Annotated in this window: 25 protein-coding genes; 7 read left to right on the top strand and 18 right to left on the bottom strand. The window is 70.7% G+C overall.

Annotated elements, in window-relative coordinates; all coding sequences use genetic code 11:
* Nucleotides 1-78 precede the first annotated feature (78 nt).
* Both ACTIE9_RS00280 and ACTIE9_RS00275 read right to left on the bottom strand, forming a co-directional pair.
* Nucleotides 79-1,164 carry a dihydrodipicolinate synthase family protein gene (locus tag ACTIE9_RS00280; RefSeq protein WP_439563572.1) on the bottom strand — a complete coding sequence of 362 codons (1,086 nt, stop codon included), beginning with the start codon at nucleotides 1,162-1,164 and terminating at the stop codon, nucleotides 79-81.
* Nucleotides 1,165-1,216: 52 nt separating this feature from the next.
* Nucleotides 1,217-2,671, bottom strand: a complete 1,455-nt coding sequence (locus ACTIE9_RS00275) for a hypothetical protein (RefSeq protein ID WP_439563571.1) — start codon at nucleotides 2,669-2,671, stop codon at nucleotides 1,217-1,219.
* A 317-nt stretch (nucleotides 2,672-2,988) separates the two neighbouring features.
* On the opposite strand from ACTIE9_RS00275, the gene ACTIE9_RS00270 reads away from it, so the two are divergent.
* The 3 genes from ACTIE9_RS00270 to ACTIE9_RS00260 all read left to right on the top strand — a co-directional run bounded on the left by ACTIE9_RS00270 (nucleotide 2,989) and on the right by ACTIE9_RS00260 (nucleotide 7,053).
* The gene (locus tag ACTIE9_RS00270; protein WP_439563570.1) at nucleotides 2,989-3,546 is read left to right on the top strand and encodes a hypothetical protein; all 558 of its coding nucleotides are present in this window, start codon (nucleotides 2,989-2,991) and stop codon (nucleotides 3,544-3,546) included.
* 376 nt (nucleotides 3,547-3,922) lie between these two features.
* Complete coding sequence (locus tag ACTIE9_RS00265) at nucleotides 3,923-6,619, top strand: bifunctional FO biosynthesis protein CofGH (protein WP_439563569.1); 2,697 nt, start codon at nucleotides 3,923-3,925, stop codon at nucleotides 6,617-6,619.
* 8 nt (nucleotides 6,620-6,627) lie between these two features.
* A complete protein-coding gene (locus ACTIE9_RS00260; RefSeq protein WP_439563568.1) occupies nucleotides 6,628-7,053 on the top strand; it encodes a VOC family protein in 426 nt (141 codons plus the stop codon).
* Between the two features lie 9 nt (nucleotides 7,054-7,062).
* Here the strand turns inward: ACTIE9_RS00260 and cofC are convergent, their stop codons facing one another.
* From cofC to ACTIE9_RS00225, 7 genes are all read right to left on the bottom strand, one after another.
* Complete coding sequence (gene cofC / locus ACTIE9_RS00255) at nucleotides 7,063-7,683, bottom strand: 2-phospho-L-lactate guanylyltransferase (protein WP_439563567.1); 621 nt, start codon at nucleotides 7,681-7,683, stop codon at nucleotides 7,063-7,065.
* A 9-nt stretch (nucleotides 7,684-7,692) separates the two neighbouring features.
* Nucleotides 7,693-10,026, bottom strand: a complete 2,334-nt coding sequence (locus ACTIE9_RS00250; protein ID WP_439563566.1) for a transglutaminaseTgpA domain-containing protein — start codon at nucleotides 10,024-10,026, stop codon at nucleotides 7,693-7,695.
* Nucleotides 10,019-11,290, bottom strand: a complete 1,272-nt coding sequence (locus tag ACTIE9_RS00245) for a DUF58 domain-containing protein (protein WP_439563565.1) — start codon at nucleotides 11,288-11,290, stop codon at nucleotides 10,019-10,021. The genes ACTIE9_RS00250 and ACTIE9_RS00245 overlap by 8 nt, the downstream gene beginning before the upstream one ends.
* A gap of 9 nt (nucleotides 11,291-11,299) precedes the next feature.
* Complete coding sequence (locus tag ACTIE9_RS00240) at nucleotides 11,300-12,304, bottom strand: AAA family ATPase (protein WP_439563564.1); 1,005 nt, start codon at nucleotides 12,302-12,304, stop codon at nucleotides 11,300-11,302.
* Nucleotides 12,301-13,122 carry a coenzyme F420-0:L-glutamate ligase gene (locus ACTIE9_RS00235; protein ID WP_439563563.1) on the bottom strand — a complete coding sequence of 274 codons (822 nt, stop codon included), beginning with the start codon at nucleotides 13,120-13,122 and terminating at the stop codon, nucleotides 12,301-12,303. Before ACTIE9_RS00235 ends, ACTIE9_RS00240 begins: the two co-directional genes overlap by 4 nt.
* Before the next feature lie 73 nt (nucleotides 13,123-13,195).
* Nucleotides 13,196-14,197 (bottom strand): TIGR03557 family F420-dependent LLM class oxidoreductase, encoded by a 1,002-nt coding sequence (locus ACTIE9_RS00230; RefSeq protein WP_439563562.1) that lies wholly within the window; start codon nucleotides 14,195-14,197, stop codon nucleotides 13,196-13,198.
* Nucleotides 14,194-15,180, bottom strand: coding sequence for an isopenicillin N synthase family dioxygenase (locus ACTIE9_RS00225; RefSeq protein ID WP_439563561.1), 987 nt, complete (start codon nucleotides 15,178-15,180; stop codon nucleotides 14,194-14,196). Before ACTIE9_RS00225 ends, ACTIE9_RS00230 begins: the two co-directional genes overlap by 4 nt.
* A gap of 100 nt (nucleotides 15,181-15,280) precedes the next feature.
* On the opposite strand from ACTIE9_RS00225, the gene ACTIE9_RS00220 reads away from it, so the two are divergent.
* Nucleotides 15,281-15,781 carry a hypothetical protein gene (locus tag ACTIE9_RS00220; RefSeq protein ID WP_439563560.1) on the top strand — a complete coding sequence of 167 codons (501 nt, stop codon included), beginning with the start codon at nucleotides 15,281-15,283 and terminating at the stop codon, nucleotides 15,779-15,781.
* Here the strand turns inward: ACTIE9_RS00220 and ACTIE9_RS00215 are convergent.
* From ACTIE9_RS00215 to ACTIE9_RS00200, 4 genes are all read right to left on the bottom strand, one after another.
* Nucleotides 15,778-16,350 carry a YdeI/OmpD-associated family protein gene (locus ACTIE9_RS00215; RefSeq protein WP_439563559.1) on the bottom strand — a complete coding sequence of 191 codons (573 nt, stop codon included), beginning with the start codon at nucleotides 16,348-16,350 and terminating at the stop codon, nucleotides 15,778-15,780. The two genes, ACTIE9_RS00220 and ACTIE9_RS00215, sit on opposite strands and share 4 nt — an antisense overlap.
* Nucleotides 16,351-16,384: 34 nt before the next feature.
* Nucleotides 16,385-16,675, bottom strand: a complete 291-nt coding sequence (locus ACTIE9_RS00210; RefSeq protein WP_439563558.1) for a DUF4287 domain-containing protein — start codon at nucleotides 16,673-16,675, stop codon at nucleotides 16,385-16,387.
* Nucleotides 16,676-16,910: 235 nt separating this feature from the next.
* Nucleotides 16,911-17,153: an SRPBCC family protein gene (locus tag ACTIE9_RS00205; RefSeq protein ID WP_439563557.1), complete on the bottom strand. Its 243-nt coding sequence runs from the start codon at nucleotides 17,151-17,153 to the stop codon at nucleotides 16,911-16,913.
* 53 nt (nucleotides 17,154-17,206) lie between these two features.
* The gene (locus tag ACTIE9_RS00200) at nucleotides 17,207-18,211 is read right to left on the bottom strand and encodes an NAD(P)-dependent alcohol dehydrogenase (RefSeq protein ID WP_439563556.1); all 1,005 of its coding nucleotides are present in this window, start codon (nucleotides 18,209-18,211) and stop codon (nucleotides 17,207-17,209) included.
* 92 nt (nucleotides 18,212-18,303) lie between these two features.
* Between ACTIE9_RS00200 and ACTIE9_RS00195 the strand changes: the two genes are divergently transcribed.
* Entirely contained in the window at nucleotides 18,304-18,990 is a 687-nt protein-coding gene (locus ACTIE9_RS00195; protein WP_439563555.1) for a TetR/AcrR family transcriptional regulator, read from the top strand.
* Between the two features lie 204 nt (nucleotides 18,991-19,194).
* Here ACTIE9_RS00195 and ACTIE9_RS00190 read toward each other — a convergent pair whose 3' ends face one another.
* A complete protein-coding gene (locus ACTIE9_RS00190; protein WP_439563554.1) occupies nucleotides 19,195-19,632 on the bottom strand; it encodes a DUF7144 family membrane protein in 438 nt (145 codons plus the stop codon).
* A 424-nt stretch (nucleotides 19,633-20,056) separates the two neighbouring features.
* Here ACTIE9_RS00190 and ACTIE9_RS00185 point away from each other — a divergent pair, with 424 nt between their 5' ends.
* Complete coding sequence (locus ACTIE9_RS00185; RefSeq protein WP_439563553.1) at nucleotides 20,057-20,326, top strand: hypothetical protein; 270 nt, start codon at nucleotides 20,057-20,059, stop codon at nucleotides 20,324-20,326.
* Between the two features lie 40 nt (nucleotides 20,327-20,366).
* On the opposite strand, the gene ACTIE9_RS00180 is transcribed toward ACTIE9_RS00185, so the two are convergent.
* The 4 genes from ACTIE9_RS00180 to ACTIE9_RS00165 form a co-directional block, all read right to left on the bottom strand.
* Nucleotides 20,367-21,038 carry a hypothetical protein gene (locus ACTIE9_RS00180; RefSeq protein ID WP_439563552.1) on the bottom strand — a complete coding sequence of 224 codons (672 nt, stop codon included), beginning with the start codon at nucleotides 21,036-21,038 and terminating at the stop codon, nucleotides 20,367-20,369.
* A 77-nt stretch (nucleotides 21,039-21,115) separates the two neighbouring features.
* Nucleotides 21,116-21,784, bottom strand: a complete 669-nt coding sequence (locus ACTIE9_RS00175; protein WP_439563551.1) for a hypothetical protein — start codon at nucleotides 21,782-21,784, stop codon at nucleotides 21,116-21,118.
* Between the two features lie 82 nt (nucleotides 21,785-21,866).
* A complete protein-coding gene (fgd, locus tag ACTIE9_RS00170; protein WP_439563550.1) occupies nucleotides 21,867-22,892 on the bottom strand; it encodes a glucose-6-phosphate dehydrogenase (coenzyme-F420) in 1,026 nt (341 codons plus the stop codon).
* A gap of 69 nt (nucleotides 22,893-22,961) precedes the next feature.
* Entirely contained in the window at nucleotides 22,962-23,369 is a 408-nt protein-coding gene (locus tag ACTIE9_RS00165; protein WP_439563549.1) for a DUF4259 domain-containing protein, read from the bottom strand.
* Between the two features lie 99 nt (nucleotides 23,370-23,468).
* Here ACTIE9_RS00165 and ACTIE9_RS00160 point away from each other — a divergent pair, with 99 nt between their 5' ends.
* Nucleotides 23,469-24,143, top strand: a complete 675-nt coding sequence (locus ACTIE9_RS00160) for a GAP family protein (RefSeq protein ID WP_439563548.1) — start codon at nucleotides 23,469-23,471, stop codon at nucleotides 24,141-24,143.
* Nucleotides 24,144-24,148 lie beyond the last annotated feature (5 nt).

Below are 24,148 nucleotides of genomic sequence, written 5' to 3'. Positions count from 1 at the left end.
CATCCAGGTGCTCGGTGTCAACGAAGAATTCCGGAAGGGACTCTCGCGACAACACAGACGGAATGGTGTTCTGGGACATCACTTCTCCTCTTTCGGGGAATCGGCAAGCCACCGCGACAGGTTGGCCGCAACGAACTCGTCGTCATTGAAGTCGGGATACATCGCGTAGACCCGATCGATCTCGTCGGCCTGTCCCGGCGACAGCGTCTCCTTCGGATCGAGGCACAGGGTGCTCGCGACGAGTCCCTGTCGACTGAGGACCTCGAGGCAACCAGGGATGCACCCCCGGAAGGCGTGGTGAGCGTCGTAGATCGCACCGTTCATGTCGGTCACCTGCGAGTCCAGTCCGAGCAGCGCCTGGGGAACGTCGGAATCCTGCACGAGACGGAGCCGCTCCAGGAGAGCGACGGCCTTGTGCGTCCACACGCTCCAGTGCCCCAGCAGGCCGCCGCGCACGTGCACGGTGACCACCTCGTCGCCCCGTGGGATCATGAAAGGCTGCAGCAGGTCGAGCACGATGTGGTCGTCATTGCCGGTGTAGAGAGTGATTCGATTCTCGGCGTGAGCGTCCACCACCGCACGAACGATGTCCACCGTGCGATACCGGTCGAACGGCGCCATCTTGATCGCAATCACATTCTCGATCTCGGCGAAAGCCCGCCAGAAGTCGTAGGACAGGTGGAACCCTCCCACCTCCGGGAGGAGGGCGAAGCCGATGACCGGAATGACGTCCGCGACCCGACGGCAGTGCTCGAGAATCTCGACCTCGCTCTGGTCCTTCCAGGCCGCGACATTGAGAAGGCCTGCGTGGTAGCCAAGCCGACGAGCCGTCTCGGCCTCCGCGACGGCCTGCAGGGTCCGGCCCGTCAGCCCGGCGACGAGCGCGACCGGACGGCCCGTCCAGGTGAGAGCCGTCTCTGCCGCGATCCCCAGCACCTGCTCGTAGAGTCCTGCTTCGCGAATAGCAAATTGGGTCGTGTGCACGCCCACCGCGAGTCCTCCGGCGCCGGCGTCGATGTAGTACCGCGTCAGCGCTCTCTGGTGCCGAAGATCGAGCTGCCGGTTGTTGTCCAGCGCCAGGGGGTGTGCGGGAATCACTGCTCCCTCGCGAAGGATCGCGTAAGCGGCATCCGAGCGCTCGGCGCTGGCCCCTGTCGCACTCATCGGTCGCACTCCAATCTGTCACAGGTGAGGATGGTCCCGCGGAACAGGATGCTCATCGCTGAGGTGCCCGTCCGCTGGAGTCTCCTACTCCCACGAGCGCGCTGTCCTCTGAGAGCGCCGTCAAGTGGGATACGTCGAGGTCGGCGGCGAATCCGAACGGAGCCGCCAGCGCACCGGAGACCTGGAGTGCGCCCCCATGAATCGCCAGGTGAGCTCGTCCGTCGGCACCGGCCTCGAATAGTTCGGGGTGGCTGCGCAATGCGATCTCGTCGATCGTTGGGGTGATCGGCGCGAGGCAGCCGAAGAAGTGGTGACCGTTTCGCTCGATATGCGTGAGCCCCATAGTGGCGGCCACGACCAGGTCTTGATTGAGAGTGAGAGGCGGCAGGGTCGCGAGGTCTTCGGCCGTCAAGATGGCCGGCGCCTGCGACGACCGCTGCTGCACGAGAAGAGCGTTGGCGAGCCCGCGGAAGACGCCCTTGCACCCCTTGTAGGTACCGCCCGAGTAGCCCATGTCCATAGCCAACCGAACGGCCTCGAGGCTGTCGTCGGATTCGTCGATGATCACGAGGGCATCCGATCCGGTTGCGCGGAGGGCCGCTTCCACTTCATGGCTGAACGCCACATCCCGGTGAAACGGCTGCTCGACAGCGATGAGTGAGTCGCGCAGCCGCGCGCCGACCGTGGCGCTACTCTGCAAGGCCCCGATCCATTCCGTGAAGTGGTCAGAGCTGCGCATCGACTCGTTGCCATCGATCGTCAACGAGATGCGAGTCCCCAGCTCGTCGGCGAGCGCGAACAGGTCGCGCAGCCGGTCGATATCGGCTTCAGCGTCACCCTTCGTCTTCACCTTCAAGTGATCCAGGCCGTAGCGCCTCATACTGGCCTCAAGGCTAACGGGGAGGCCATCACGCGGGTCGTCGACAACCTCGGCGTCGCGGAGAGGGTCAGCGAGGCCGACGGTCTGACGAACGGCGAGGGTTTCTCGGGGCGGGGCTGAGAACGTCATCCCGTCAGCCAACTCCTGGTGGATCAGCGACGGCCGGAAGCCGAGAAGCCCCGAGCGAAGGGCACCGGCGAACGGCACCCCCGCCAGCCTGCACACGGCATCGAGAAGTGCACGCTCAACCAACGCGACTCCGAGACCACTCAGTAGCCCGGGAGTACTCGAGTCGCGTGCCGACTGTGAGACATCGTGCTGCAACCCCCACCACAGGCCAAAGGCTGTGTCGGACGAGCGTCCGACCGCGGCCTCGACCGCCGATGAGATGACAGCGACCATCCCGCGAATCTCGTCGGCATACGTCTCCCCCGGATTCTTCGTGAACCACGCGGGAGGGAGCTGTTCGGAGGCGATCCCCTGAGCGCGATGACCGTCTGCTGCACGCACCTCGAGGGTGAGGACAACGTGTGGCGCCACGGTCATTTCGGCAATCCCGTACCGGAAGGGAACGCGCGTGTGAACATGGGTGACGTAGGTATTCGCGTCTGCAACTCGAATATTCACAGACAGGTACCCCTCTTCGCTCCGGTGCGGTGAGTCCTCACGTTAGCGCAATCGTTTGCGCCCTTGCAACCCTGGGTGGGCTGGCGTCGATCCCGCATCGTGGTCTCGGGACTCGAGGCACCGCGGACACGGGTGGCTCGACGTCATCGCGCTCGGGTCGATTGTTCCGACGCTCGCGTCGGCGCTCGCCGAGGCGGCACTGGGCGCAGTGGTCGCTGAGTCATAGACGAGGCATAGAAAGCGCATAGTTTCGGGGTCGACGGTGGGCTCTGTCACCGCACGCGCTGCACTCGCAGCTCGAACCGAAGGAGTTCCTCATGCGAAAGACGACCACCACCCTGACCACCCTCGTCGCGGCCGGAGCGCTCACGGCGTTCGGCCTGGCCCTCGCCCCGACCGCCATGGCGGCGGTGCCGAGCGCCGGGGCGATGACGAGCGCCACCTCCGATGCGGCGGGTGCGCAGGAGCGCGGACGCGAGGGCCACGGCTCCCGCGGCGAGCGCCCCGGGCTCGAGACGGTCATGACCGTGCTCGACCTCACCGAAGACGAGCTGAAGGCCGCCCGCGACGCGGGCACGACGCTCGCGGAGCTCGCCGAGCAGCAGGGCGTGCAGGTCTCGACGCTCATCGACGCGCTCGTCGCCGAGGCGCAAGAGCACCTCGCCGAGCACGTGGCCGACGGCGACCTCACGCAGCAGGAGGCCGACGATCGCCTCGCCGACATCGAGCAGCGCATCACCGACCGCGTGAACGGGGTCGAGCCGGCCGAGGGCGATCGCCCCGACCGCGGTGAGCGCCCCGGTGGCCCGGGTGCGCACGGCCCGCACGGCCCGCATGGCCCGGGCGCGGGCGAGAGCGCCGACGACGAGTGGTAGTCCGCGTCGCCCCCTCGGCCCCCGACTCACCGTCCGCACGGTGGGCCGGGGGCCCCTCGCGTTCCTGCTTGCTGCCCGGACGGCGGTGCCACGTGCGACACTCGACACCAGAGCGGAGGGACCATGAACTTCTCGACGGCGATGTCGATTCCTGGATGGTCACCGGCCACCCTGACGCCGGCGGAACCACCCGCAATCGTTTCGCGAGACTCCGAAAGGACCATCTCCGACGACGCGTGACCGTCCGCCGCCGCGAGTAGGGTGGGGTCATCGAACGTCTCGCGCCCGGTCTGGGGCGCGACTCGGCACCTCGCTTGAGGTGCCCGACCCGGCGGGGTCAGCGTGCCCGCCGTCGCTCGGCCTGCCGGGAGCATCCATGACCGACACCACCCCCGCCACCACGCGCGCCACCGGCGCCGCCGCGAGCACCGCCGCGTTCGTGCCCACCGCCTCCGCGATCTCGCGCGCGCTCAAGCGCGCGGAGTCGGGCGTCACGCTCGACGCGACCGAGGCCGAGACGCTGCTGCACTGCCGGCACGACGACCTCGAGCGGTTGCTGACCGTTGCGAGCCGCGTGCGGGATGCCGGGCTCGAGAAGGCCGGGCGCCCCGGCGTCATCACGTACTCGCGCAAGGTGTTCATCCCGCTCACGCACCTGTGCCGCGACCGGTGCCACTACTGCGTGTTCGTGCAGACCCCCAACCAGCTCGCCGCGCAGGGCAAAGCGCCCTTCCTCTCCCCCGACGAGGTGCTCGAGATCGCCCGCCAGGGCGCCGCGCTCGGCTGCAAGGAGGCCCTCTTCACGCTCGGCGACCGGCCGGAGGACCGCTGGCCCGCCGCCCGCGAGTGGCTCGACGCCCGCGGCTACGACTCGACGATCGACTACCTGCGCTCCGTCGCGATCCTCGTGCTCGAAGAGACCGGACTGCTGCCGCACCTCAACCCCGGCGTCATGACCTGGCAAGAGCTGCAGCGGCTCAAGCCCGTCGCCCCGAGCATGGGCATGATGCTCGAGACGACGAGCACGCGCCTGTTCGAGACGCGCGGGCTCGCCCACTTCGGTTCGCCCGACAAAGACCCCGCGCTGCGCCTGCGGGTGCTCGAAGACGCCGGCCGCAGTGCGATCCCCTTCACGACCGGGCTGCTGCTCGGCATCGGCGAGACCTACGCCGAGCGCGTCGACGGCATGTTCGCCATCCGCGCGACCGCCCGCCGGCACGGGCACGTGCAAGAAGTCATCATCCAGAACTTCCGCGCCAAGCCGCGCACAGCCATGCGCGCCGCCGACGACCTCGCCCTGCAGGAGTACATCGCCGCCGTCGCCGTCAGCCGTCTCGTGCTCGGCCCCGGAGCGCGCGTGCAAGCACCGCCGAATCTCACCGACGCCGAAGAGCTCGGCCTGCTCATTCGCTCGGGCATCGACGACTGGGGCGGCGTGAGCCCGCTCACCCCCGACCACGTCAACCCCGAGCGCCCCTGGCCGCAGATCGACGAGCTCGCGCGCCTCACGGCGGAGAGCGGCTTCACGCTGCGCGAGCGCCTCACCGCCCACCCCCACTACGTGCGCGCGGAAGAGCCCTGGCTCGACCCGCGCATCGTGCCGCACGTGCGCGCGCTCGCCGGCCCCGACGGGCTCGCCGACGAGTCGGCCGTACTGCAGGGCATCCCGTGGCAGGAGCCCGACCCCGATTGGGCGAGCCGCGCCGGCACCGGACGCACCGACCTGCACGTCGCGATCGACACCGAGGGGCGCCTCACCTCGACCCGCAGCGACTTCGACGACGTCTACGGCGACTGGGCCGAGCTGCGCGACGCGACGGTCGCGGCTCGAGAGCCGCGCACAACAACAGAGCAGGCTCGCGAGCGCACGGTCGCCGTGAGCACGGGCGTCGCCGCGGTGCTGCGTCGGGCCGAGGATGCTCCCGCCGGCTTGAGCGACGACGACTACCTGACCCTGCTGCAGGCCGACGGCGCCGACCTCGACGCGCTCGCCGAGCTCGCCGACCGCGTGCGGCGCGACACGGTGGGCGACGAGATCGGCTACGTCGTCAACCGCAACATCAATTTCACCAACGTCTGCTACACCGGCTGCCGGTTCTGCGCCTTCGCCCAGCGGCGCACCGACGCCGACGCGTTCACCCTCTCGATGCAGCAGGTCGGAGACCGGGTCGACGAGGCCTGGGCGCTCGGGGCGACCGAGATCTGCATGCAAGGCGGAATCCACCCCGACCTGCCCGGCACCGCATACTTCGACCTCGCGCGCGAGGTGAAGAAGCGCCAGCCGGGCATTCACCTGCACGCCTTCAGCCCGATGGAGATCGTGAACGGAGCATCCCGCACCGGGTTGTCGTTCGCCGACTTCTTGACGGCGGCGAAGGAGGCGGGGCTCGACACGATTCCGGGCACGGCCGCCGAGATCCTCGACGACGAGGTGCGCTGGGTTCTCACGAAGGGCAAGCTGCCCGCCGCCGAGTGGATCGAGATCGTCAGCACCGCGCACCGGCTCGGCATCCGCTCGTCGAGCACGATGATGTATGGGCACGTGGATGCTCCGCACCACTGGGTCGGCCACCTGCGCACCCTCGCGCGCGTGCAGGACGACACCGGAGGATTCACCGAGTTCGTGCTGCTGCCCTTCGTGCACGCGAGCTCGCCGGTCTACCTCGCGGGCGTGGCGCGGCCCGGCCCGACGCCGCAAGAGAACCGTGCGGTTCACGCCGTCGCGCGCCTCATGCTGCACGGCCGCATTGATCACATCCAGACCTCGTGGGTCAAGCTCGGCACCGAGGGCACGCAGCTCATGCTGCGCGGCGGGGCCGACGACGTGGGCGGCACCCTCATGGAGGAGACGATCAGCCGCATGGCGGGCGCTGACAATGGGTCTGAGAAGACGGTCGCTGAGCTCGAAGAGCTGGCAACCTCGATCGGCCGCGTCGCGCGCCAGCGCACGACGACCTACGGAACGCCCGACCCGGAGCGCGTCGCGGTCGCCCAGTCTCACCGCGAGCAGGGCTACGCCGCAACGGGTCGTCGTCTTTCTCTCACTGTTGCCGAGGTGCGTTCGGGAGGATAGTGGGGGCCATGTCCACCATGGTCTTCATCAACCTGCCTGTGGCCGACCTGGCCCGCTCCCGCGCGTTCTACGAAGCGCTCGGCTACTCGATCAACGAGCTGTTCTCGAACGACGACGGCGCGTGCGTGGTCGTCAGCGACACGATCTACGTCATGCTGCTGACGCACGAGTTCTTCGGCAGCTTCATCCCCGGCCATGCGGTGGCGGATGCCCGCTCGGCGATCGGCGCCCAGTACGCCCTGAGCTGCGCGAGCCGCGAGGAGGTCGACGCGCTCGTCGAGCGGGCGATCTCGGCCGGCGGCTCCCCCTTCGAGGCGCGCGACCTCGGCTTCATGTACAGCCGCGCCTTCCAGGATCCGGACGGTCACTACTGGGACCCGTTCTGGATGGAGCCGGCGAACGCCGAGGACGGACCGCCCGAGGAGTACCGCTAGAGCGCAGCGTTACAGCAGCGCGGCTGTGCGCGGCCCGAGCAGCACGACACCCGCGTCGGCGAGGGCCTGGAGGTGCGCGAGCTGCTCGAGCGTGTCGACGTCGCGACGCAGGCCCGAGCGATCCGGCACCTCGAGCTCGACGTAACCGGCGTCACGGTGCTGCTCGGCCGAGGCCGCACCGAACCGCAGCGAGTGCGGCAGCCCCGCTGAGGCGACCACGAGGGTCGTTCCGTCACCCTCCGCATCCGCGACGAACGCCCAGTGATGCTCGCTCGCCGCGACGAGCGCGGCGTCCAGGTCTTCCGGCTGCAGCGCCGGCAGGTCGCCGAGCAGTACCGCGGTCGGTGTCGCCGGGTCGGCGGCGGCGAGCCCCGCACCGATCGCGACGAGCAGCCCGTAACCCGGGTCGTCGACCAGACGCACGCCCGCGATCGGGGCCCGCAGCGACCCGACGACGATGAGCTCGCCGACCTCGCGCGCGGCGCGCGCTGCTGACACCGTGTCGAGGGCGATCGCGGCGGCGAGCGACGCGCGGCGGGCATCCGCCTCTGATCCCCCCTCAGCGGCGAGCCGGCTCTTCGCGCTCGCGGCATCGCGCACGGGGATGACGAGGGAGACGAGAGCGGTCACCGGCACAGCCTAGGTCGCGAGCGGCTCGGCGAGCATCCGCTCGTCGGCAGGCGTGCGGTCGAGCAGCGAGACGGGTGCGACGATGGCGAGCAGGCGACGCCCGGGGGTCGCCGCGGCCCGCAGCCCGCGCAGCAGACGCTCGATGCCGGGTGCGTCGACGCGCGATCCCGGCTGCGCGTACGCGCGGGCTTCGAGCGCCGCGCGCACGCGATCGAGCTCGGCGAGCAGGGCGGGATCGACGGAGGCGGACCCGGCGCGGAGGCCCGTCTGCGACCAGGCGACGGCGAGCTCGCGCGGCGTGCGCGACTCATCAGCGGGCAGCCCGAGATCGCGTGCCGTGTCGCGCAGCTCGCGCCAGCGGTCGAGAACATCCGGCGACCGGCGCCGGCGGGCCCGGCGCGCCGCGCGCCACACTCCCGGCACGGCCAGCAGCAGCACGAGCAGCGCGAGCAGGGCCGCGGCGATGGGGCGGGCATCCACGCCCCCGGCGACCGCGCCGCCCGCCGACGGGCCATCGAGCGTGCCGTCTGACCCGCCATCGATGAGGTCGAGGGGGTCGACGGCCTCATCGGTGCCGGGAGCATCGGAGGCCTCAGGATCCGCCGGCGTCGTGGGGGCCGCCGTGGGCTCGATCGGCTCCCCCGTCTCCGGATCGATCACCGGCTCCTCCCCCGGCGCGGGCACGTCATCGCTCGCGTAGGCGGGCACCGCCCCGCGCGATGGCGTCGGCTCGAAGCGCACCCACCCGATCCCGTCGAAGTGCAGCTCGGGCCACGCGTGCAGGTCGTCGGTGCTGACGATGAACTCGCTCGGCACGTCGGGGTTGCGCGAGCCCGGCAGGAAGCCGACCGCGATGCGGGCGGGGATTCCGAGCGTGCGCGCCATCAGGGTCATGGCCGCCGCGTAGTGCACGCAGTAGCCGGCTCGGGCTTCGAGGAACACCGCGACGATCTCGGCGCCCGTGCCGTCGTAGCCGAGCTCGACCGGGGCCTCCTCCGAGTAGATGAAGTCGCCACCCGTGAAGAAGCGCTGCAGCGCGAGCGCCTGATCGTACGGCGACGGGCCGTCGGCGGCCGCCGCGACGACCGCCGCGGTCTCGGCGACGATCGGCTCGAGCTCGGGGGGCAGCGCCCGATAGCGGTCGAGCCCTCCGGCGGCGACCGTGGCGGCGCGCAACTGCACCGGCGTCGGTTCGGCGACGAGGCTCTCGACCTCGTACGACCCGCCGCGGAAGCTGCCCTCGACGGTGCTCACCGTGATGCCGTCGGGGTCGACGACCCACGACCCCGGCAGGCCCGAGACCGCCACCGGTGCGGCCGGAAGCGGCACCCAGCGCGAGCGGATGTTCTGCAACCGGATGCTCGTGCTCACGGTGCTCGTCGCGACAGCGTCGCCCAGCCAGGGCGGCGGCCCGACCCGGTCGATCGCCGTCGACGAACCGTCGACGACGGGCTGCACGGTCTGACCCTCGAAGTCGGCGAGGTGCGAGAGCGTCAGGTAGAGGCCGCCATCGGCGTCGGTCGTGTAGCGCAGCGCCTCGACGGGGCTGTCACGCCGCAGGTCGTCGCCGAGCTCGAGCACGGGGTTCACGCCGGTGACGAGGCCGGCGAGCCCCGTGCCGGGCAGCGCCGCGCCCGCGACGACCGGCGGCAGCAGCGGCGGAACGAGCAGCGCGGCCACGAGCACCCCCGCCGCGACGGCGAGCGCCCGGCCCGCTGCGGCGGCTCCCCCGCTCGCGGCGGGGCGGTGCAGCGCGAGGGCCAGCAGGTAGGCGGCCGCGGTCGCGAGCACCGAGAGCACGGGCAGCGCGCCGGGGGCGAGCACGATGGGCACGGCGAGAATGGCCAGCAGCGGAACAGCCGTGAACGCGGGTCGGCGGCCATGCACGAGCACGCCGTCGACCATGATGGCGAGCCCCGCGATGCCGGACGCCATGAGGAACCGGATGCCGTCATCAGCGGCAGCGGGGATCGACTGCTCGGCGATCGAGAGCTCGCCCGCAGCGATGAGCTCGGCGAACCGCGTGGCCGTCTGCGGCAACGGCACGATGCCGAGCAGGGCGGTGTCGGCGGCGAAGAGCACCGTGAGCGCGAGGAGCGCGCCCACCGCCGCGCCCGCGGCCGCCCAGACGGGCGCCCACCGGCGTACGAACAGCCGCACGACCACCGCGGCGCCGATCGCGGCCGTTGCCACAACGAGCACGGTGGGGCCCCACTGGCCTTCATCGAGGATCGCGCTGAAGCCGGTGACGGCGGCGGCCATCGCCATCAGCGCGACACCGCTCAGCGCGAGACCGGCAGGATGCGGGAGCGCGCGTGTCGAGGGACGGATGCGCTCAGCCACGACCGGACCCCATCGGCAGCATCCAGTCGGGCGCGACTTCTGTGCGCTCGCCGACGAGCGCGAGCCACGCATCGTCGGGCGTGCGCCGGATGGACACACGCGCCACCGTCCAGCCCGCCCGCTCGAACGCCGTGCGCACCGGGTCGGGGTCGACGGCGACGTCGTGCGGGGCAGGCGGTCCGGCGAGCAGCAGCACGGCAGGGGCGCGCGGTGAGCGCTGCGCGAGCATCCACCGCACCGTCTGCTCGTCGGGGGCGCCCGCGATCGCGACGACCGGCGGCGCACCCGGCACCGACCGCTCACCCAGGTCCCCTGCGCGGGTGCCGAGGCCGAGCAGGGCGAGCTCCCCGAGAACGTCGCCGACCGGTCCGTCAGCGACAGGCGTGTCGTCCGCCCGCGGCGTCGGGGTGGCTAGCTCGACGGTGTACCCCCGCTCGGCCAGGTGCACCGCCGCTGAGGCGGCCATCCGCACGACCCACTCGAAGGTCTCGCTCGACACCGTGCGCGACGCTCGCCCGACCCCCGCACGGGCAGGGCGGGCATCGAGGTAGCCGAGCGCCTGCGACTCGACGATGAGGCGGGCGTGCGGCCCCGCCTGCGGTTCATCCTGCCGCACCATGAGCTCGCCCTGACGCGCGGTGACGCGCCAGTGCACGCGACGCAGCGCATCGCCATCGCGGTACTCGCGGGTCACGACATCGTCATCGGCACGCTCGCGCGAGCGCGCCGTGCGCGGCCCGGCCTCGGTCGAGGGATCGGGCACCGGGCCGGCAGGCAGCGGCGTGACCTCGGGCAGCACGAGCTGGGCGACGACCGCGCGAGTGTCGGTGACGCGCAGCGCGAGGGCGAAGGGGTCGCGATCCTCGATCAGCAGAGGGCCGACCGTCTGCAGGCCGCGGCGGGCGGGCCAATACCGGTAGCCGATGCTCGACGACCGGGTCGCCGTGACTTCCCGCAGCCGCCCGGGGCCCGCGTATCCGGGTGCCATCGGCACCCGTTCGACCCACTCCGCCGCCCGGGCGCGCCCACTCACCGTGATGCTCACCTGCACCGGCTCGCCCTCCGTCGCGACGACCGGCTCGAGCTGGCGCCCGACCCGCACGCGTGGGCGAGAGCTCGCGACGGCGACCAACGCGATGAGCGGCGCGGCGGCGGCGATCGCGGCGATCGGCAGCAGCTCGGGTCGCTCGAGCACGTAGGCGAGCACGATCAACCCCACCGCGGCCACGAGGAACGCGATGCCGCGGGCCGTCAGCCGGGGCACGAGCGCCGCCTAGTCGCGCGCCGTCGGCACCGGCACGGGAGTCGCCGCCACGATGCGGTCGACGACCTCGTCGACGCTGCGCACTGCGGAGCCATCGGGGTGCTGCGCACGCGGCACGAGCACCATGCGGTGCGAGAGCACCGTGGTCGCGAGGGCGTCGATGTCGTCGGGCAGCACGAAGTCGCGACCGTCGAGGGCGGCCCGCGCACGACTCGCGCGCACGAGCTGCAGGGTCGAGCGCGGGCTCGCGCCGAGCCGCAGCGCGGAGTCGTCGCGCGTCGCCTGCACGATCGCCACGGCGTAGCGCTCGACCGCGGGGCTCACGTAGACCTCGCGCACGGTCGCGATCATGCGGCGCAGGCCCGCGACATCCACGACGGGCTCGACCCGATCGAGGGGGCTGCCGTGCTCGCGGTCGCGCACCATGAGCGCCTCGCTCTCGGCGTCGGGATACCCGATCGAGATTCGAGCCATGAAGCGGTCGCGCTGGGCTTCGGGCAGCGCGTAGGTGCCCTCCATCTCGATGGGGTTCTGCGTCGCGACGACGAGGAAGGGGCTCTCGAGGTGGTGCGTGCGGCCATCGACGGTGACCTGCTGCTCCTCCATGCACTCGAGCAGGGCACTCTGGGTCTTGGGGCTCGCCCGGTTGATCTCATCGCCGATGACGATGTGGGCGAACACGGGGCCCGGCGTGAACTCGAACGTGCCGAGCTGCTGGCGGAACACGCTGACGCCCGTGATGTCGGCGGGCAGCAGGTCGGGCGTGAACTGGATGCGCGACACGGTTCCGGCGATGCAGCGGGCGAGCGCGCGGGCGAGCATGGTCTTCCCGACGCCCGGAACGTCCTCGATCAGCAGGTGGCCCTCGGCCAGCAGCACCGTGAGCGCGCCGTCCACCGCATCGGGCTTTCCGTCGAGCACGCTGTTCATGGCCCGCCGGATGCCCGCACCGAGTTCGGCGAACTCCTCGGCGCTCAGCGCCCCGACTTCTGACGTCGTCGTCGTCATGCTCATTCCTCGACTCTGTCATGGGCTTCCGGCGAGTGCGCCGAGAATCCCACACGGAAACCCTCGTCGAAGGCCTCTGTGCTGCCCTGGGCGAACATGTCGTCCTCGAGCGGGCGCACGAGGCTGCGGGCCCCCGGCGCGCCGTCGTCGAGCAACCGGGCGAGGCCCCGCACCGCGGCGACGGGGATGCCGCTGGTCTTGCCCTTGACGAGGTCGGCGGCGGCGGCGATCTCGTCGCCGACGGCGGGCGCCGTGACCTCGAGCAGCTTGCCCGTAGCGTCGTGCGACCCGCGCAGGTCATCCAGCAGCCGCACCCCGCTCGCCCCGATGGCCATGTCGGTCTGGCCCTCGCGCCAGGCCCGTCCGGCGGTGTCGGTGATGATGACGCCGACGGGTGCCCCGACGCAGGCCTCGACGGCGGCACGAATGGCCGCGGCGCTCGCATCGGGGTCGAGCGGCAGCAGCAGCACGGTGCCGTCGGCGGTGTTGCTCGCGTCGACGCCCGCGGCGGCCATGACCAGGCCCAGGCGGTTCTCGACGATGCGCGTCGTGCCGCCGTCGGCCCGTGCGCGGGTCGCGACCACCCGCACCGTCTCGTCGGTGATGGCCTGCTCGCGGTCGGCCGCCTGCACGATGCGCCCCTCGGCTTTGCTCACGATCTTGCTCGTGACGGCGAGGATGTCCCCGGGCTCGACGCCGGCCGCCCGGCATGCGTCGGCGATCAGGCGTGGCAGGTGATCGCCGGGCCCGATCTCGGGCAGGCCGGGGATGCCCCAGACGCGCAGTTCTGCCGGGTGCTGCACGGCGGGGCTCGACTCGGTCACTGCACCATTCTGCTGGGCAGGGCGCGCCCCTGAGGCAATGTGACCTTCATGTCACGTGACACGCACGACACATTCACCGCGTGAGGCGGGGCAGCACCTCGCGACCGAAGACCTCGAGGAACGCATCCTGGTCGCGACCGATGTTGTGCAGGTGGATGCGCTCGATGCCGAGATCGAGATAGCGCTGGATGTTCGCACGGTGCGCATCCGGATTGCTCGAGATGAGCATCCGCTCGTCGAAGTCGTCGGGGCGCACGAGCTTGGCGATCTGCTCGAGGTCGTACGGCGAGCGGATGTCGCTCTTCGCGAAGCGCATGCCCGCCTGCGGCCACTCGGCGAGCGCGTTCGTCATCGCCTCCGCTTCGGTGGGCGCCCACGAGAGGTGCAGGCGCAGCGCGTGCCGGGGCGCCTCGCGCCGCCGCCCCGCCTCACGCGCTCCCTCGCTGAACCGCTGCAGCAGCATCCCCAGCTTGTCGAACGGCACCGAGTCGATCAGCAGGCCGTCCGCAACCTGGCCGGCGCGACGTGCGGTGACCGGGCCGGCGGTCGCGATGAGCAGCGGGGGCGGCGCCTCGGGGCTCGTCCACAATCGCGTCGACTCGAGCTGGAACCACCGACCCTCGTGCTTCACGTCGCGACCGGCGGCCCCCGAGGCGAAGAGCTTCTTGATGATCGTTACCGCCTCGAACAGACGGTTGATGCGCTCTGCCGGCTCAGGCCAGTACCCGCCGACGATGTGCTCGCTGATCGCCTCACCGCTGCCCAGGGCGAGCCAGTGGCGATCGGGGTAGAGGGTCGCGAGCGTGGCGGATGCCTGTGCCACCAGGGCGGGATGCCACCGGAAGGTGGGCGCGAGGGCTCCAACCCCGAGCTCACCGGTCGTCTGCCCGCCGAGCGCCGCCATGACGTTCCACACGAACGCCGCCTGCCCCTGGCTCGGCGTGAACGGCTGGGCCGCGTCGCCCGCGAGCGTGCCGCTGAAGCCGTGCTGCTCGGCGAGCGCCGCGAGGCGCACCGCCTCGCGCGGGTCGAGCTGCTCGAGCGCGGCGGCGAATCCGATGGCGGGGGCGGTCATGCGGAGGGCGCGACGCTCTTCGTCGTCTTGCCGGCCAGATGCGGGCCCGCCATGACGGGCTCGTAGCGCGGCGACTCTCCCTCGGCGAGGCACGAGGGCAGGCACTCGACGATGGTCGAGTAGTTCGCGTTGTGGAAGAACGGCATGCTCTGGCGGCGCTGACTGGCGGCCGCCGTCGACCCGAGCGCGGCATCCGGATTCACCACACGGTGCAGGGTCGACGTCCAGCGGTCGTTCGTCCAACGGGCCATGAGATCGCCGATGTTGATCACGAGCGCGCCCTCAGCGGGCGGGATCGGAACCCACGCATCGGTCGCCGCGTCGTGCACCTCGAGACCGGCGCGCCCGGCCTCCTGCCGCAGGATCGTGAGCGTGCCGTAGTCGGTGTGAGCGCCCGCGCGCAGCTGCCCGGGTTCGGGTGGCGTGGCCTGCTCGGGGTAGTTGATGGCGCGTAGCGCGCTGGGACTCGCGTCGATATGGTGCGCGAAGTACTCGGCGGGCAGGTCGAGACCGAGCGCGAAGACGCGCATGAGCCGATCGGCCAGGCGACTCATCTCGGCGTAGTACGCCTGCCAGGCCCGTTGCAGCTCAGGAAGAGCGGCAGGCCACACGTTCGCCGTGAACAGCGCGGCCTCTATCTCGTCGACAGGGGCATGCGAGGGGCGGATGCCCGGCCCCATGTTGAACGACTCCTTCAGATCGCCCGGCGTCACCTCGCCGCGAGAGGCCGCGAGCGACTCGCTGCGCATCGGGAAGTAGCCGTAGAGCCCACCCGGTGCACGCTCGACCGCGAGCTTGTCGGCGAGCGGCAGATCGAAGAAGGCGCGAGCCGCGTTCCACGCGGCGTCGGCCGTCTCGGCGTCGACCCCGTGATCGACGACCTGGAAGAAGCCGACAGCACGCAGCGTCTCGTCGACCTCGCGCCCGACGAGGGCCGGGTCGCGGTCGAGGCTGATGGTCGGAACAGCGATCTCGGAGCCCATGGCGACACGCTACCGCGTCGGTCAGGAGGCGTACACCGCGCCACCATTCTGCGCCCAGGAGGGTCGCCTAGCGTCGAGGAACAGACCCGAAAGAGGAGCCATGCCGACCGTCACCGCCCTGCTCGACCGGTTCGACCGGATCGTCGTCTGGACGATGGATGCGTTCGGCATCAAGTTCGCGCGCCTCGCCCTCGGCATCGTGTTCATCTGGTTCGGTGCGCTCAAGATGATCGGCGAGCTGAGCCCCGCCTACGACCTCGTCGCGGCGACGATCTACTGGCTGACGCCCGAGATCATCATTCCGCTCATCGGCCTGTGGGAGGTCGCGATCGGCGTCGCGTTCCTCTTCCCGCCCCTCACCCGTCTGGCGCTGCTGCTGCTGATCCCGCAGATGCCCGCGACCTTCCTGCCGCTCGTGCTGCTGCCCGCCGTGACGTTCACGGTCGTGCCCTGGGGGCTCACGCTCGAAGGCCAGTACATCGTGAAGAACCTCGTGATCATCGCGTGCGCGCTCATCATCGGCGGCACAGCGCTGCGAAAAGACCGCAGCGACCGCGAGGCGCGCACGGGCGCGATCGACGTGCCGGTGCCGGCTGCCTAGATCGGCGATTCACCTCGCTGCAGCAGGTCGATGAACCCCGCCAGCTTGCGTGCGCGGGTCTCGGCGCGCACCACCCCATCCAGGCGGAAGACGATGCCGAACCGCGCCTGCGCCGTCAGCGCGGCGAACGTGGCCGCCGCCGCCGGCGAGGCGTCGAGCGCCGCCTGCAGGTCAGCGGGGACGACCATGCCCTTCTGCCGGTAGGCGGCGTCCCATCGGCCGTCGGCCTTCGCGCGGGCGACCTGCTCGAGGCCCGGCGGGCGCATGCGGCCCGCCTCCGTCAGGCGCTCGACGATGCCGACGTTGCGCTGCGACCACACCGAGCGCGGGCGGCGCGACGTGAAGACCTGCAACGAGTAGTCGTCGTCGAAGCCGTAGATCTGCCCGTCGATCCAGCCGAAGCACAGGGCCGATTCGAGCGCCTCGTCGTAAGTGATGCCGGGCGCGGTCGAGCGCTTCTTGCGCATCTTGAGCCGCACGCCCGGGTGATCGGGATGCGCCTCGAGCCACTTCTCCCACAGCTCGACGCGCTCGAAGAGCATGACGGGCTTCTCGGAGTTCGCGACCATGCCGCCAGCGTAGGCGCGGCCCCCGACCCGCGCGCTACTGCGGCTTCGTCGCGACGCCGTCGAGCCAGAGGGTCTCGCTCGCGTCACGGTGGGCGCCTGTCGATCCGACGTGCTTGGCGTCGATGGCCGGTCCGTTATGGATGACGTGCACGATAGCCATCGCGTGCCCGCGGCCCAGGCCGTAGTCGTCGGCGAGCCACTGCACGATGACCCCGGCCTTGACAGCGGGATCGTCGTACCCGCGCGCGATCGCTTCGTCGACGAGAATCCGCGGGGTCTTGCCGGTCTTCGCCTCGACCGCGTCAAGATATGCCTGGAACGACATGAGCGTCTTCTTCCTTCGCGTATCGATCGACCAGGCGGTCGATCGTGGTGCCCCACCCGGCGATGCACTGGGGCCACACGTCGACGTCTGCGCCCGCTTTCGCCGCCCATGACAGCTCGAACTCCAGGTCAGTCTCCGCCCCCGCGTCTCGGAGCACGAGGACGCCCTCGAAACCGTCGTCGGGATCGGGCCAGCCGGGCCGAGCCCCCCATGCGAAGCGCACGAGGTTGTTCGGCTAGATCTCGCGGTACACGCCACCCGTGATGTACGCGGTGGTGCTGTCGATGATCATCGGAACGCACCACGCGCCGCCGAACCGCAGATCGACGGTGATCGGCACGGTCGCCCGCGACCGGTTCTCGGGGTTCAGATACCAGTCGAGCCGCTCAGGCACCGTCCAGTCAGCGAACACATCGGCGGGCGAAGCGCGAACGCGTTGTCGGAGCACGGTGCTCAGTTCGGGATTCTTCGCTGCCATCACCCGAGTGTGCACGAGTGCGAGCACCGCGGCCACTCCTTGACACGGTGTTGTCAGAGATCCACGACGACCTTGCCGCGGACGTGGCCGGCCTCGGCGTGAGCGACCGCGTCAGCGATGCGCTCGACGGGGTAGACCTCATCGATGACCACCCGCAATGCTGCCGTGCCGAGCCAGTCCGCGAGCTGCTGCAGGTCGGCGGTGTCGCGCTTCGCGAGGAACGACGCGTACGTGCGGCGCGAGAAGCGCGAGCGCACGGCGAGCGCGGCGGGGCCGACGAGCGGGCCGAGCCACTGGCCGCGCGGCGCCCCGCACGACACGAGTGCTCCGGTCGGGGTCAGGATGCGCGCGAGATCGCGCACCCGACGATTGCCGGCGAGCTCGAACACGAGGTCGAATCGCGGCAGCTCTCGTGTGACCTCGGTGGTCGTGTAGTCGATGACGTCGTCGGCACCGAGGCGTGCGACGAGCGCGAGATTGCGCGTGCTCGTCACCGCTGTCACGTGCGCGCCCAGCAGTTTGGCGATCTGCACCGCGAAGGATCCGACACCCCCGGAGGCGCCGATGATGAGCACGCGAGGCCGCATCGGCTCGACGTCGCCGGGGCCCCACGTGAGCGGGGCGACGAGCCCACCGCGCCGCAGACCCTGCAGGGCCGTGGTCGCCGCGACACCCACCCCGCCGGCATCGGTCATCGGCAGGCTCGCGGGCTTGTGCACGAGGCCTGCCTCGCTGACCACCATGAGCTCGCTCCACGCGCCGAGGCCGAAGCCGAGCACCGCGTCGCCCACGGCGAACCGCGTGACGCCCGGGCCCACCGACTCGACGACACCCGCGACGTCCGACCCCATGGCGTGGCCGCTCGGCTTGGGGGCGCGCAGGCCCCGCATGATCCGCACCACATAGGGCGTGCCGCGCAGCTCGTGCCAGTCGAGCGGGTTGATCGAGCTCGCGGCGACGCGCACGAGCACCTGGCCCTCCGACGGCGCCGGAGGGGGAGCATCCACGGTGCGCAGCACCTCGGGCCCGCCGTACTCGGTGGCGACGATCGACTTCATGGCGGGCTCCTTCGAGGTTGCAGCGGGATGCTTACACTGTATGCTTACGGCGTAAACTACTCACGGATCGCGCACCCTGTCAAGGAGGACGCATGACGCCGCCCCGGGATGCCCTCACCCACGACCGCGTGCTGCAGGCCGCGCTCTCCCTCGCCGACGCCCACGGCCTCGAGTCGCTCAGCATGCGGCGTCTCGGCACCGAGTTGGGGGTGGAGGCGATGTCGCTGTACCGCCACGTGCCGAGCAAGGACGCGCTGCTCGACGCCATGGTCGACGCGATCGTGCGCAGCTGGATCGACGACGACACGCTCACGACCGCCGACTGGCGGGCGCGCATCGGAGCGATCATGCACCGGGCGCACACGGCGATGCTCGCCCGGCCCTGGTCGGTCGAGCTCATCACCCTGCGCCCGCGCGTCGGCGACGGCCGCCTGCGCTACGCCGAAGCGGTGACCACGGCGCTGCTCGACGCGGGCTTCACGCCGCAGCTCGCGCACCACGGCCTGCACATCGTCGACGGCACGATCATGGGATTCACGGCGCAGCAGGCTCGCCGGCCCACTGCGGTCGCCCTCGGCGATCGCGTGCAGGCGCTCTCCGACGGCGCGCTCGTCGACGAGTACCCCGGCATCAGCCGCACGATTCGCGAGCACCACGACCACGACGAGGAGTACGCCCTCATGGTCGATCTCGTCATCGAGGGCCTCGCCCGGCTGCGCGAGGGCAGCCCGCCGCCGCGCACCGGGCTGGGCGCCCACTACGCCCTCTCGATGACCTGAGCCGGGCGGCCTACGCGCGCGAGAAGAGCCGCGAGAAGAACCCCGGTTCGTTCTCGTGGCCCTGGCAGCGATCGCGTTGCGGGATGCCCCGCATCACCTGATTGACGTGCTGACCGCATCCGGTCCAGGTGGCTTTGCCGCACTTCCGGCACGTGATCTGCTGGCACATGGTGACCCTTCCCACTCGAGGAGGACCATTCTACGCTATACCCCTGGGGGTATTTTACCGGATGCACTGAAGTAGGCGTTCGCCCGAGGGGTCCAGAGCCAGCTCAGCACGATCACCGAGATCAGCACGCTGACGATGCCGACGAGCAGCGCCACGCCTCCGGCGGTGAGGGCGATGACCTGCGTGACGATCGAGACGGAGCGCACGACGGTCACGATCCAGCGGGCGAGCCGAGAACCTCGCATGAGGCCATCGGCGACCGCGACGACGACGATGCCCGCGATGATCACCGTGATCGCCGTCACGAGACCGCCGGGCAGAGGGCTCGCGAGAAGCGCCGCACCGGTGGCGAGCACGAGCAGCATCGAGCCGCCGACGATGTCGACGATGCCGCCGATGTAGGCCACGACGCCGATGACCGTCACCCCGCGCGGGCGGCGCGGCCCGAGATCAGGCACAGCTGCAGGGGTCATGGCCACACAGTAGCCAATCGATGAACTCTGCGACACGCCCGGGATTCGTGCTTGCGTCGAGGGCCGCCGCCCGTATAGGTTCTTCGAGCGCCATAAGACGAAAGGAGGCCGAGCGTGTTGATCCGATTCACCCAGGGGATGCTCCCCACCACCGCCGGCTTCGTCGGCGTCCTCACCGCCTGATCGGGCAGCAGCTTCTCTGCCGCCCGCTCTCTGCCGGTGGCGACGCTCTCGAAGCCCGATTCGAGCCCTCTCGAATCCGCCACGGCTCTGACGGCTGCACCTGATCGAGGTTGCGCTGCGCAGAGCCCTCGGGCGGCATGCGCACCCCGCGTGCGCGTCGCCCTCCCCTGCTCCGCCACGAGCGGAGCTTCCGGCCTGGGCCGCACGACCGTGCGCCCGACGCAGTGAGGACACCCTTCCGATGAACACCACCACCACTACGGCCCTCCCGGGCCGTCAGCAGCAGCACCCCCCGAGTCCGACGGTGACGAACCGTGCCCCCGCACGGCGCGTCGGCCTCATCGATCGCCTCGCCCTGCGCCTCGGCGTGGCGCTCGTGGCGTGGAGCCGGCGACAGCGCGTGCTCGACGCCCGCGATGAGCGTTCGCACCGCGTGCACTCGGCGCGGGCGACCGAGCTGCGTGAGCGGCAGATGCAGCGCAGCGCGATGCTCATGCTTCCGCCGCGCTGATGATCACACCGACGATCGCATCGAGCCGGGCGTCTGGGGCCTACCGACCCCAGGCGCTCGGCGGTGCCGTCACGACGGGCACGGGGTTGTACGCCCAGTGCTTGCCCTGGTTGTACATTCCCGTCGCCCAGCCCGAGAACCAGATCGCCCGCTCGACCTGCTCGGTGGGGGCAGAGGCGCGGAGCGTCTCGACGATCTCGCTGTAGCGGCCGAGCGTGGTGAGCGCTTCGGCGGCGTTGGCCGCGGCATCCACCAGATCGACGTAGCGACCGGTGCCTCCGCCGCCACCCGAACCCCACCCGTTGTTGAGCGGGTTGTTGCGGTTCCACCAGGTGTCGACGAAGTTCTCCTGCCGCATCCAGCGCGTGACGACCGTCACGTTGCTGTCGGTGATCGGAAACTCGCCCATGAGCAGCACGAGCTTCGCCCAGTCGTAGTTCGTGCCGCTCTGGATCAACGTCTCGTAGCCGGGCGTCGCGCCGAACTCGCCGCGATCGATCACGGGCGCGGCCTCGGGCGCGGGCACGGCGACCAGCGCTTGGGCGTTCTGGTCGACATAGGCCGCGACGATGTCGCTCTGCGTCGGCGTCGAGAAACCCAGGGTCGCCATGACTACCAGCCCTGCCACGATCGAGGCGAATACCGTGCGGACGGTCGACCACGTGTGCCGCCGGAAGGCGGGGCGAGCGATGGTGCGGCGATGCTTGGGCATGAGTGTGAGACCCCCTGGTACGTCTCGGCAGCCGTTGTGCGGGCCGAGACCGTCTTCCAGAGTACCAGCGGTGCCGCTCAATCGCCGGGGATGACCCCGGCGGGCGGAGGCGGAGGAGCGTCGGGGGCCGCATTCGCGGCGGCGTGCCGGCGCAGGAGCCCCATGAGGCTGAGCGCGTTGACAACGCGCTGCGCGGCCTCGACCTCGACCTCGACCTTCGCGCGCTCGGCGAGCTTCTCGACGACCATGAACCCCGCGGCGCTCGCCTTCACGATGCGGCGTTGCTCGTCACTCATGGGCAGCAGACCGATGTCGGGCCAGCGGTAGAGGCGGTACCGATCTCCCGACCGCAACCACGAGGCCCTTCCCCCGTCGAAGGCGTGCGTGCCGATGAGCCAGAGCAGGGGCTCGAGCGGTGCTCCGGCGAAGGCAGGAGGGTGCTCGACGAAGTCGTCGCCCGCGAAGGCGGGTTCCGCATCCCGGATCGCCTGCGTGCCGATGCGCACCGTCGACGGAGCGGGAGGGAACCGATCGAGCGGCTCGCTCCATCGGTAGACGTAGGCGCGCATGTCGACGAGCATCGGCTCGAATCCGTCGGGCTGCAGCGAGACGATCATCGCGGTCGGCATGCGGCGCACCGCGTGCACGGCCATCGCCGCGCCCGTCCAGCCCGGGAGGGCTGTCGGCGGCGCGGCATCGCGCGCGACGGCGGGCGCGGCCGCGGTCTCGTGCTGCGTCTCGGCCATCGGCCGTCACCCCCGTGTTGTCGAGGGTTCTGACGCTAGGCCCGGCGCGTTCCGGCCGGATTATGCCCGTGTTCCGCTCGTGTTACGCGAGCCCCCGCAAACGGGGGGCGAGATCGCGCTCGAACAGTTCGAGGAACCGCCGTTGGTCGTGCCCCGGCGCGTGGAAGACGAGGTGGTTCATGCCGTACTCCACGTACTTCGCGATCTCGGCGACGACCGCATCGGGGTCGGTGCCCACGATCCAGCGCTTGGCGATCTGCTCGATCGGCAGAGCATCAGCCGCCTGCTCCATCTCGATCGGATCGGTGATGTCGTGCTTCTGCTCTTTGCTGAGCGAGAGCGGCGACCAGAAGCGGGTGTTGTCGAGCGCGGTGTCGAGGTCGGTCTCGTACGAGAGCTTGATCTCGATCATGCGATCGATCTGCTCGAACTCGCGGCCGACCTTCTCCGCGCCCTCCTTGACGGCAGGGATGAGCTCCTCCGTGTAGAGCTCGACGCCCTTGCCCGACGTGCAGATGAAGCCATCGCCGGCACGGCCCGCATAGCGCGCCACGAACGGTCCGCCCGCAGCGATGTAGACGGGGATCGGTTGTTCCGGGCGGTCGTAGATAGACGCATCGTGCGTCGAGTAGTACTCGCCGCGGAAGTTCACGCGGTCTTCGCTCCACAGCTGGCGCATGAGATCGACGCTCTCGCGCAGGCGCGCGAAGCGCTCCTTGAACTCGGGCCACACCTGCTCGCCCGCGCCCGCGAAACCCGTGGCGACCTCGTTGAGCGCCTCGCCGGTGCCGACACCGAGGAAGATGCGTCCCGGATACATGACCCCCATGCTCGCGAAGGCCTGCGCGAGCACGGCCGGGTTGTAGCGGAAGGTGGGCGTCATGACCGAGGTGCCGATGCGGATGCTCGATGTGCGCTCGCCGACGGCGGCCATCCACGTGAGCGAGAAGGGGGCATGACCGCCGGTGTGGCGCCACGGCTGGAAGTGGTCGCTCACCGCGACCGACTCCATGCCGTGCGCCTCAGCGGCGACGGCGATCTCGACGAGCTCGCGAGGGTCGAACTGCTCGGCGGAGGCCTTGTACCCGAGGGTGAGAGGAAGCGTCATGGGAGCATCCTGCCAGTCACGATTCCGCGCTGGCTGTGCGCATCGGCGCGACGGACGCCCCGGGCCAATTCACTCGGCGATCGCCGCGCGCAGCGCCTCGACCGAGGTCACGGCCGCGGTGCGCCACTCGACGAGCTCATCATCGCCGGCGTCCTCCCACAGCTCATAGAGCTCTGAGCCGTCGGCCTGCACGGCCCGCTCGGCCGCGCGCAGGATGAGCTCGTAGGCGGCGTCGTCGAGCTGCGTGGCGAGCAGCCGGATGTCGACCTCGTCGAGCTCGGCGGGCGGGTCGATGCGGCCGAGAGTCGCGAGGGCCACCTCGGCGAGGGCGAGAGCCACCGAACCCTCCGGTGCCTCGAGGTAGTCGCTCTGCAGCGCCGCGCGCAGGTCGTCGAGCGCGAAGCTGCCGTCGACCAGCGCGTCGACCGCGTCGAGCGCGTCATCGTTCTCGAACGGCCCTGATCCCCATGCACCCATGCCGGTCAGCCTAGCCACTGGCACCGGGGGTCGCCGTGGTGTTCACTGGGCACACGCGCACGCCTGCGCCCACCGACCCGACCCGACCGGAGAGATGCCATGCTCGACGCCATCGGCGAGACCCTCCCCCTCGCGGTCGCGATCGCCCTGAGCCCGCTCGCGATCGCCTCGGTCGTGCTCATGCTGCTGTCGAGCCGCCCCCGCGCGGCGAGCATCGCCTTCCTCCTCGGTTTCGCCGTCGCCGTCGCGGCTGTCTCCACCGTCGGCTTCCTCCTCGCCTCGGTGCTGCCCCACGGCGACGACGACAGCTCGCTCTCGGCCCCGTTCCTTCTCCTCGCGCTCGGCATCGTCGCGATCGTGCTCGCGGTGCGGCAGTGGCGCAAGCGTCCCGAGCCGGGCGACGAGCTCGAGCTGCCGGGCTGGATCGCCAAGGTCGAGAGCATCACGACCCCCTCGGCGTTCGTGCTGGGCGCCTTCTTCGGCGGCCTGAAGCCCAAGAACCTCCTGCTGAGCATCGGCCTCGGCGTGAGCCTCGAAGCCACCGGCGTCTCGAGCGGCGAAGCGGCGATCGCGCTCGGCGCGGTCGTGCTCATCGCGGCGAGCCCGCTGCTCGTGCCGGTCATCATCTCGCTCGTCGCGCTCGAGCGCATCAGCGCATCGCTCGATCGCTTGCGCGACTGGATGGTGCGCCACAACTCCGCGCTCGTCGGAGCCATCCTGCTGCTCGTCGGCGTGCTGCTCATCGGCAAGGCCGTCAGCGGCCTCGGCGCCTAGCCCTC

It is taken from the genome of Microcella sp., assembly GCF_051860105.1.
In the GTDB taxonomy this organism is placed as follows: Bacteria; Actinomycetota; Actinomycetes; order Actinomycetales; family Microbacteriaceae; genus Microcella.
This window is presented reverse-complemented; position numbering and strand designations above follow the sequence as displayed.

Excerpts from the sequence above, each read along its gene's own strand:
- ACTIE9_RS00280 (WP_439563572.1), bottom strand. The coding sequence starts at position 1,164 with ATGAGTGCGACAGGGGCCAGCGCCGAGCGCTCGGATGCCGCTTACGCG.
- ACTIE9_RS00270 (WP_439563570.1), top strand. The coding sequence starts at position 2,989 with ATGCGAAAGACGACCACCACCCTGACCACCCTCGTCGCGGCCGGAGCG.
- ACTIE9_RS00265 (WP_439563569.1), top strand. The coding sequence starts at position 3,923 with ATGACCGACACCACCCCCGCCACCACGCGCGCCACCGGCGCCGCCGCG.
- ACTIE9_RS00260 (WP_439563568.1), top strand. The coding sequence starts at position 6,628 with ATGTCCACCATGGTCTTCATCAACCTGCCTGTGGCCGACCTGGCCCGC.
- ACTIE9_RS00240 (WP_439563564.1), bottom strand. The coding sequence starts at position 12,304 with ATGAGCATGACGACGACGACGTCAGAAGTCGGGGCGCTGAGCGCCGAG.
- ACTIE9_RS00230 (WP_439563562.1), bottom strand. The coding sequence starts at position 14,197 with ATGACCGCCCCCGCCATCGGATTCGCCGCCGCGCTCGAGCAGCTCGAC.
- ACTIE9_RS00225 (WP_439563561.1), bottom strand. The coding sequence starts at position 15,180 with ATGGGCTCCGAGATCGCTGTTCCGACCATCAGCCTCGACCGCGACCCG.
- ACTIE9_RS00220 (WP_439563560.1), top strand. The coding sequence starts at position 15,281 with ATGCCGACCGTCACCGCCCTGCTCGACCGGTTCGACCGGATCGTCGTC.
- ACTIE9_RS00215 (WP_439563559.1), bottom strand. The coding sequence starts at position 16,350 with ATGGTCGCGAACTCCGAGAAGCCCGTCATGCTCTTCGAGCGCGTCGAG.
- ACTIE9_RS00210 (WP_439563558.1), bottom strand. The coding sequence starts at position 16,675 with ATGTCGTTCCAGGCATATCTTGACGCGGTCGAGGCGAAGACCGGCAAG.
- ACTIE9_RS00205 (WP_439563557.1), bottom strand. The coding sequence starts at position 17,153 with ATGGCAGCGAAGAATCCCGAACTGAGCACCGTGCTCCGACAACGCGTT.
- ACTIE9_RS00200 (WP_439563556.1), bottom strand. The coding sequence starts at position 18,211 with ATGAAGTCGATCGTCGCCACCGAGTACGGCGGGCCCGAGGTGCTGCGC.
- ACTIE9_RS00195 (WP_439563555.1), top strand. The coding sequence starts at position 18,304 with ATGACGCCGCCCCGGGATGCCCTCACCCACGACCGCGTGCTGCAGGCC.
- ACTIE9_RS00190 (WP_439563554.1), bottom strand. The coding sequence starts at position 19,632 with ATGACCCCTGCAGCTGTGCCTGATCTCGGGCCGCGCCGCCCGCGCGGG.
- ACTIE9_RS00185 (WP_439563553.1), top strand. The coding sequence starts at position 20,057 with ATGAACACCACCACCACTACGGCCCTCCCGGGCCGTCAGCAGCAGCAC.
- ACTIE9_RS00180 (WP_439563552.1), bottom strand. The coding sequence starts at position 21,038 with ATGCCCAAGCATCGCCGCACCATCGCTCGCCCCGCCTTCCGGCGGCAC.
- ACTIE9_RS00175 (WP_439563551.1), bottom strand. The coding sequence starts at position 21,784 with ATGGCCGAGACGCAGCACGAGACCGCGGCCGCGCCCGCCGTCGCGCGC.
- fgd (WP_439563550.1), bottom strand. The coding sequence starts at position 22,892 with ATGACGCTTCCTCTCACCCTCGGGTACAAGGCCTCCGCCGAGCAGTTC.
- ACTIE9_RS00165 (WP_439563549.1), bottom strand. The coding sequence starts at position 23,369 with ATGGGTGCATGGGGATCAGGGCCGTTCGAGAACGATGACGCGCTCGAC.
- ACTIE9_RS00160 (WP_439563548.1), top strand. The coding sequence starts at position 23,469 with ATGCTCGACGCCATCGGCGAGACCCTCCCCCTCGCGGTCGCGATCGCC.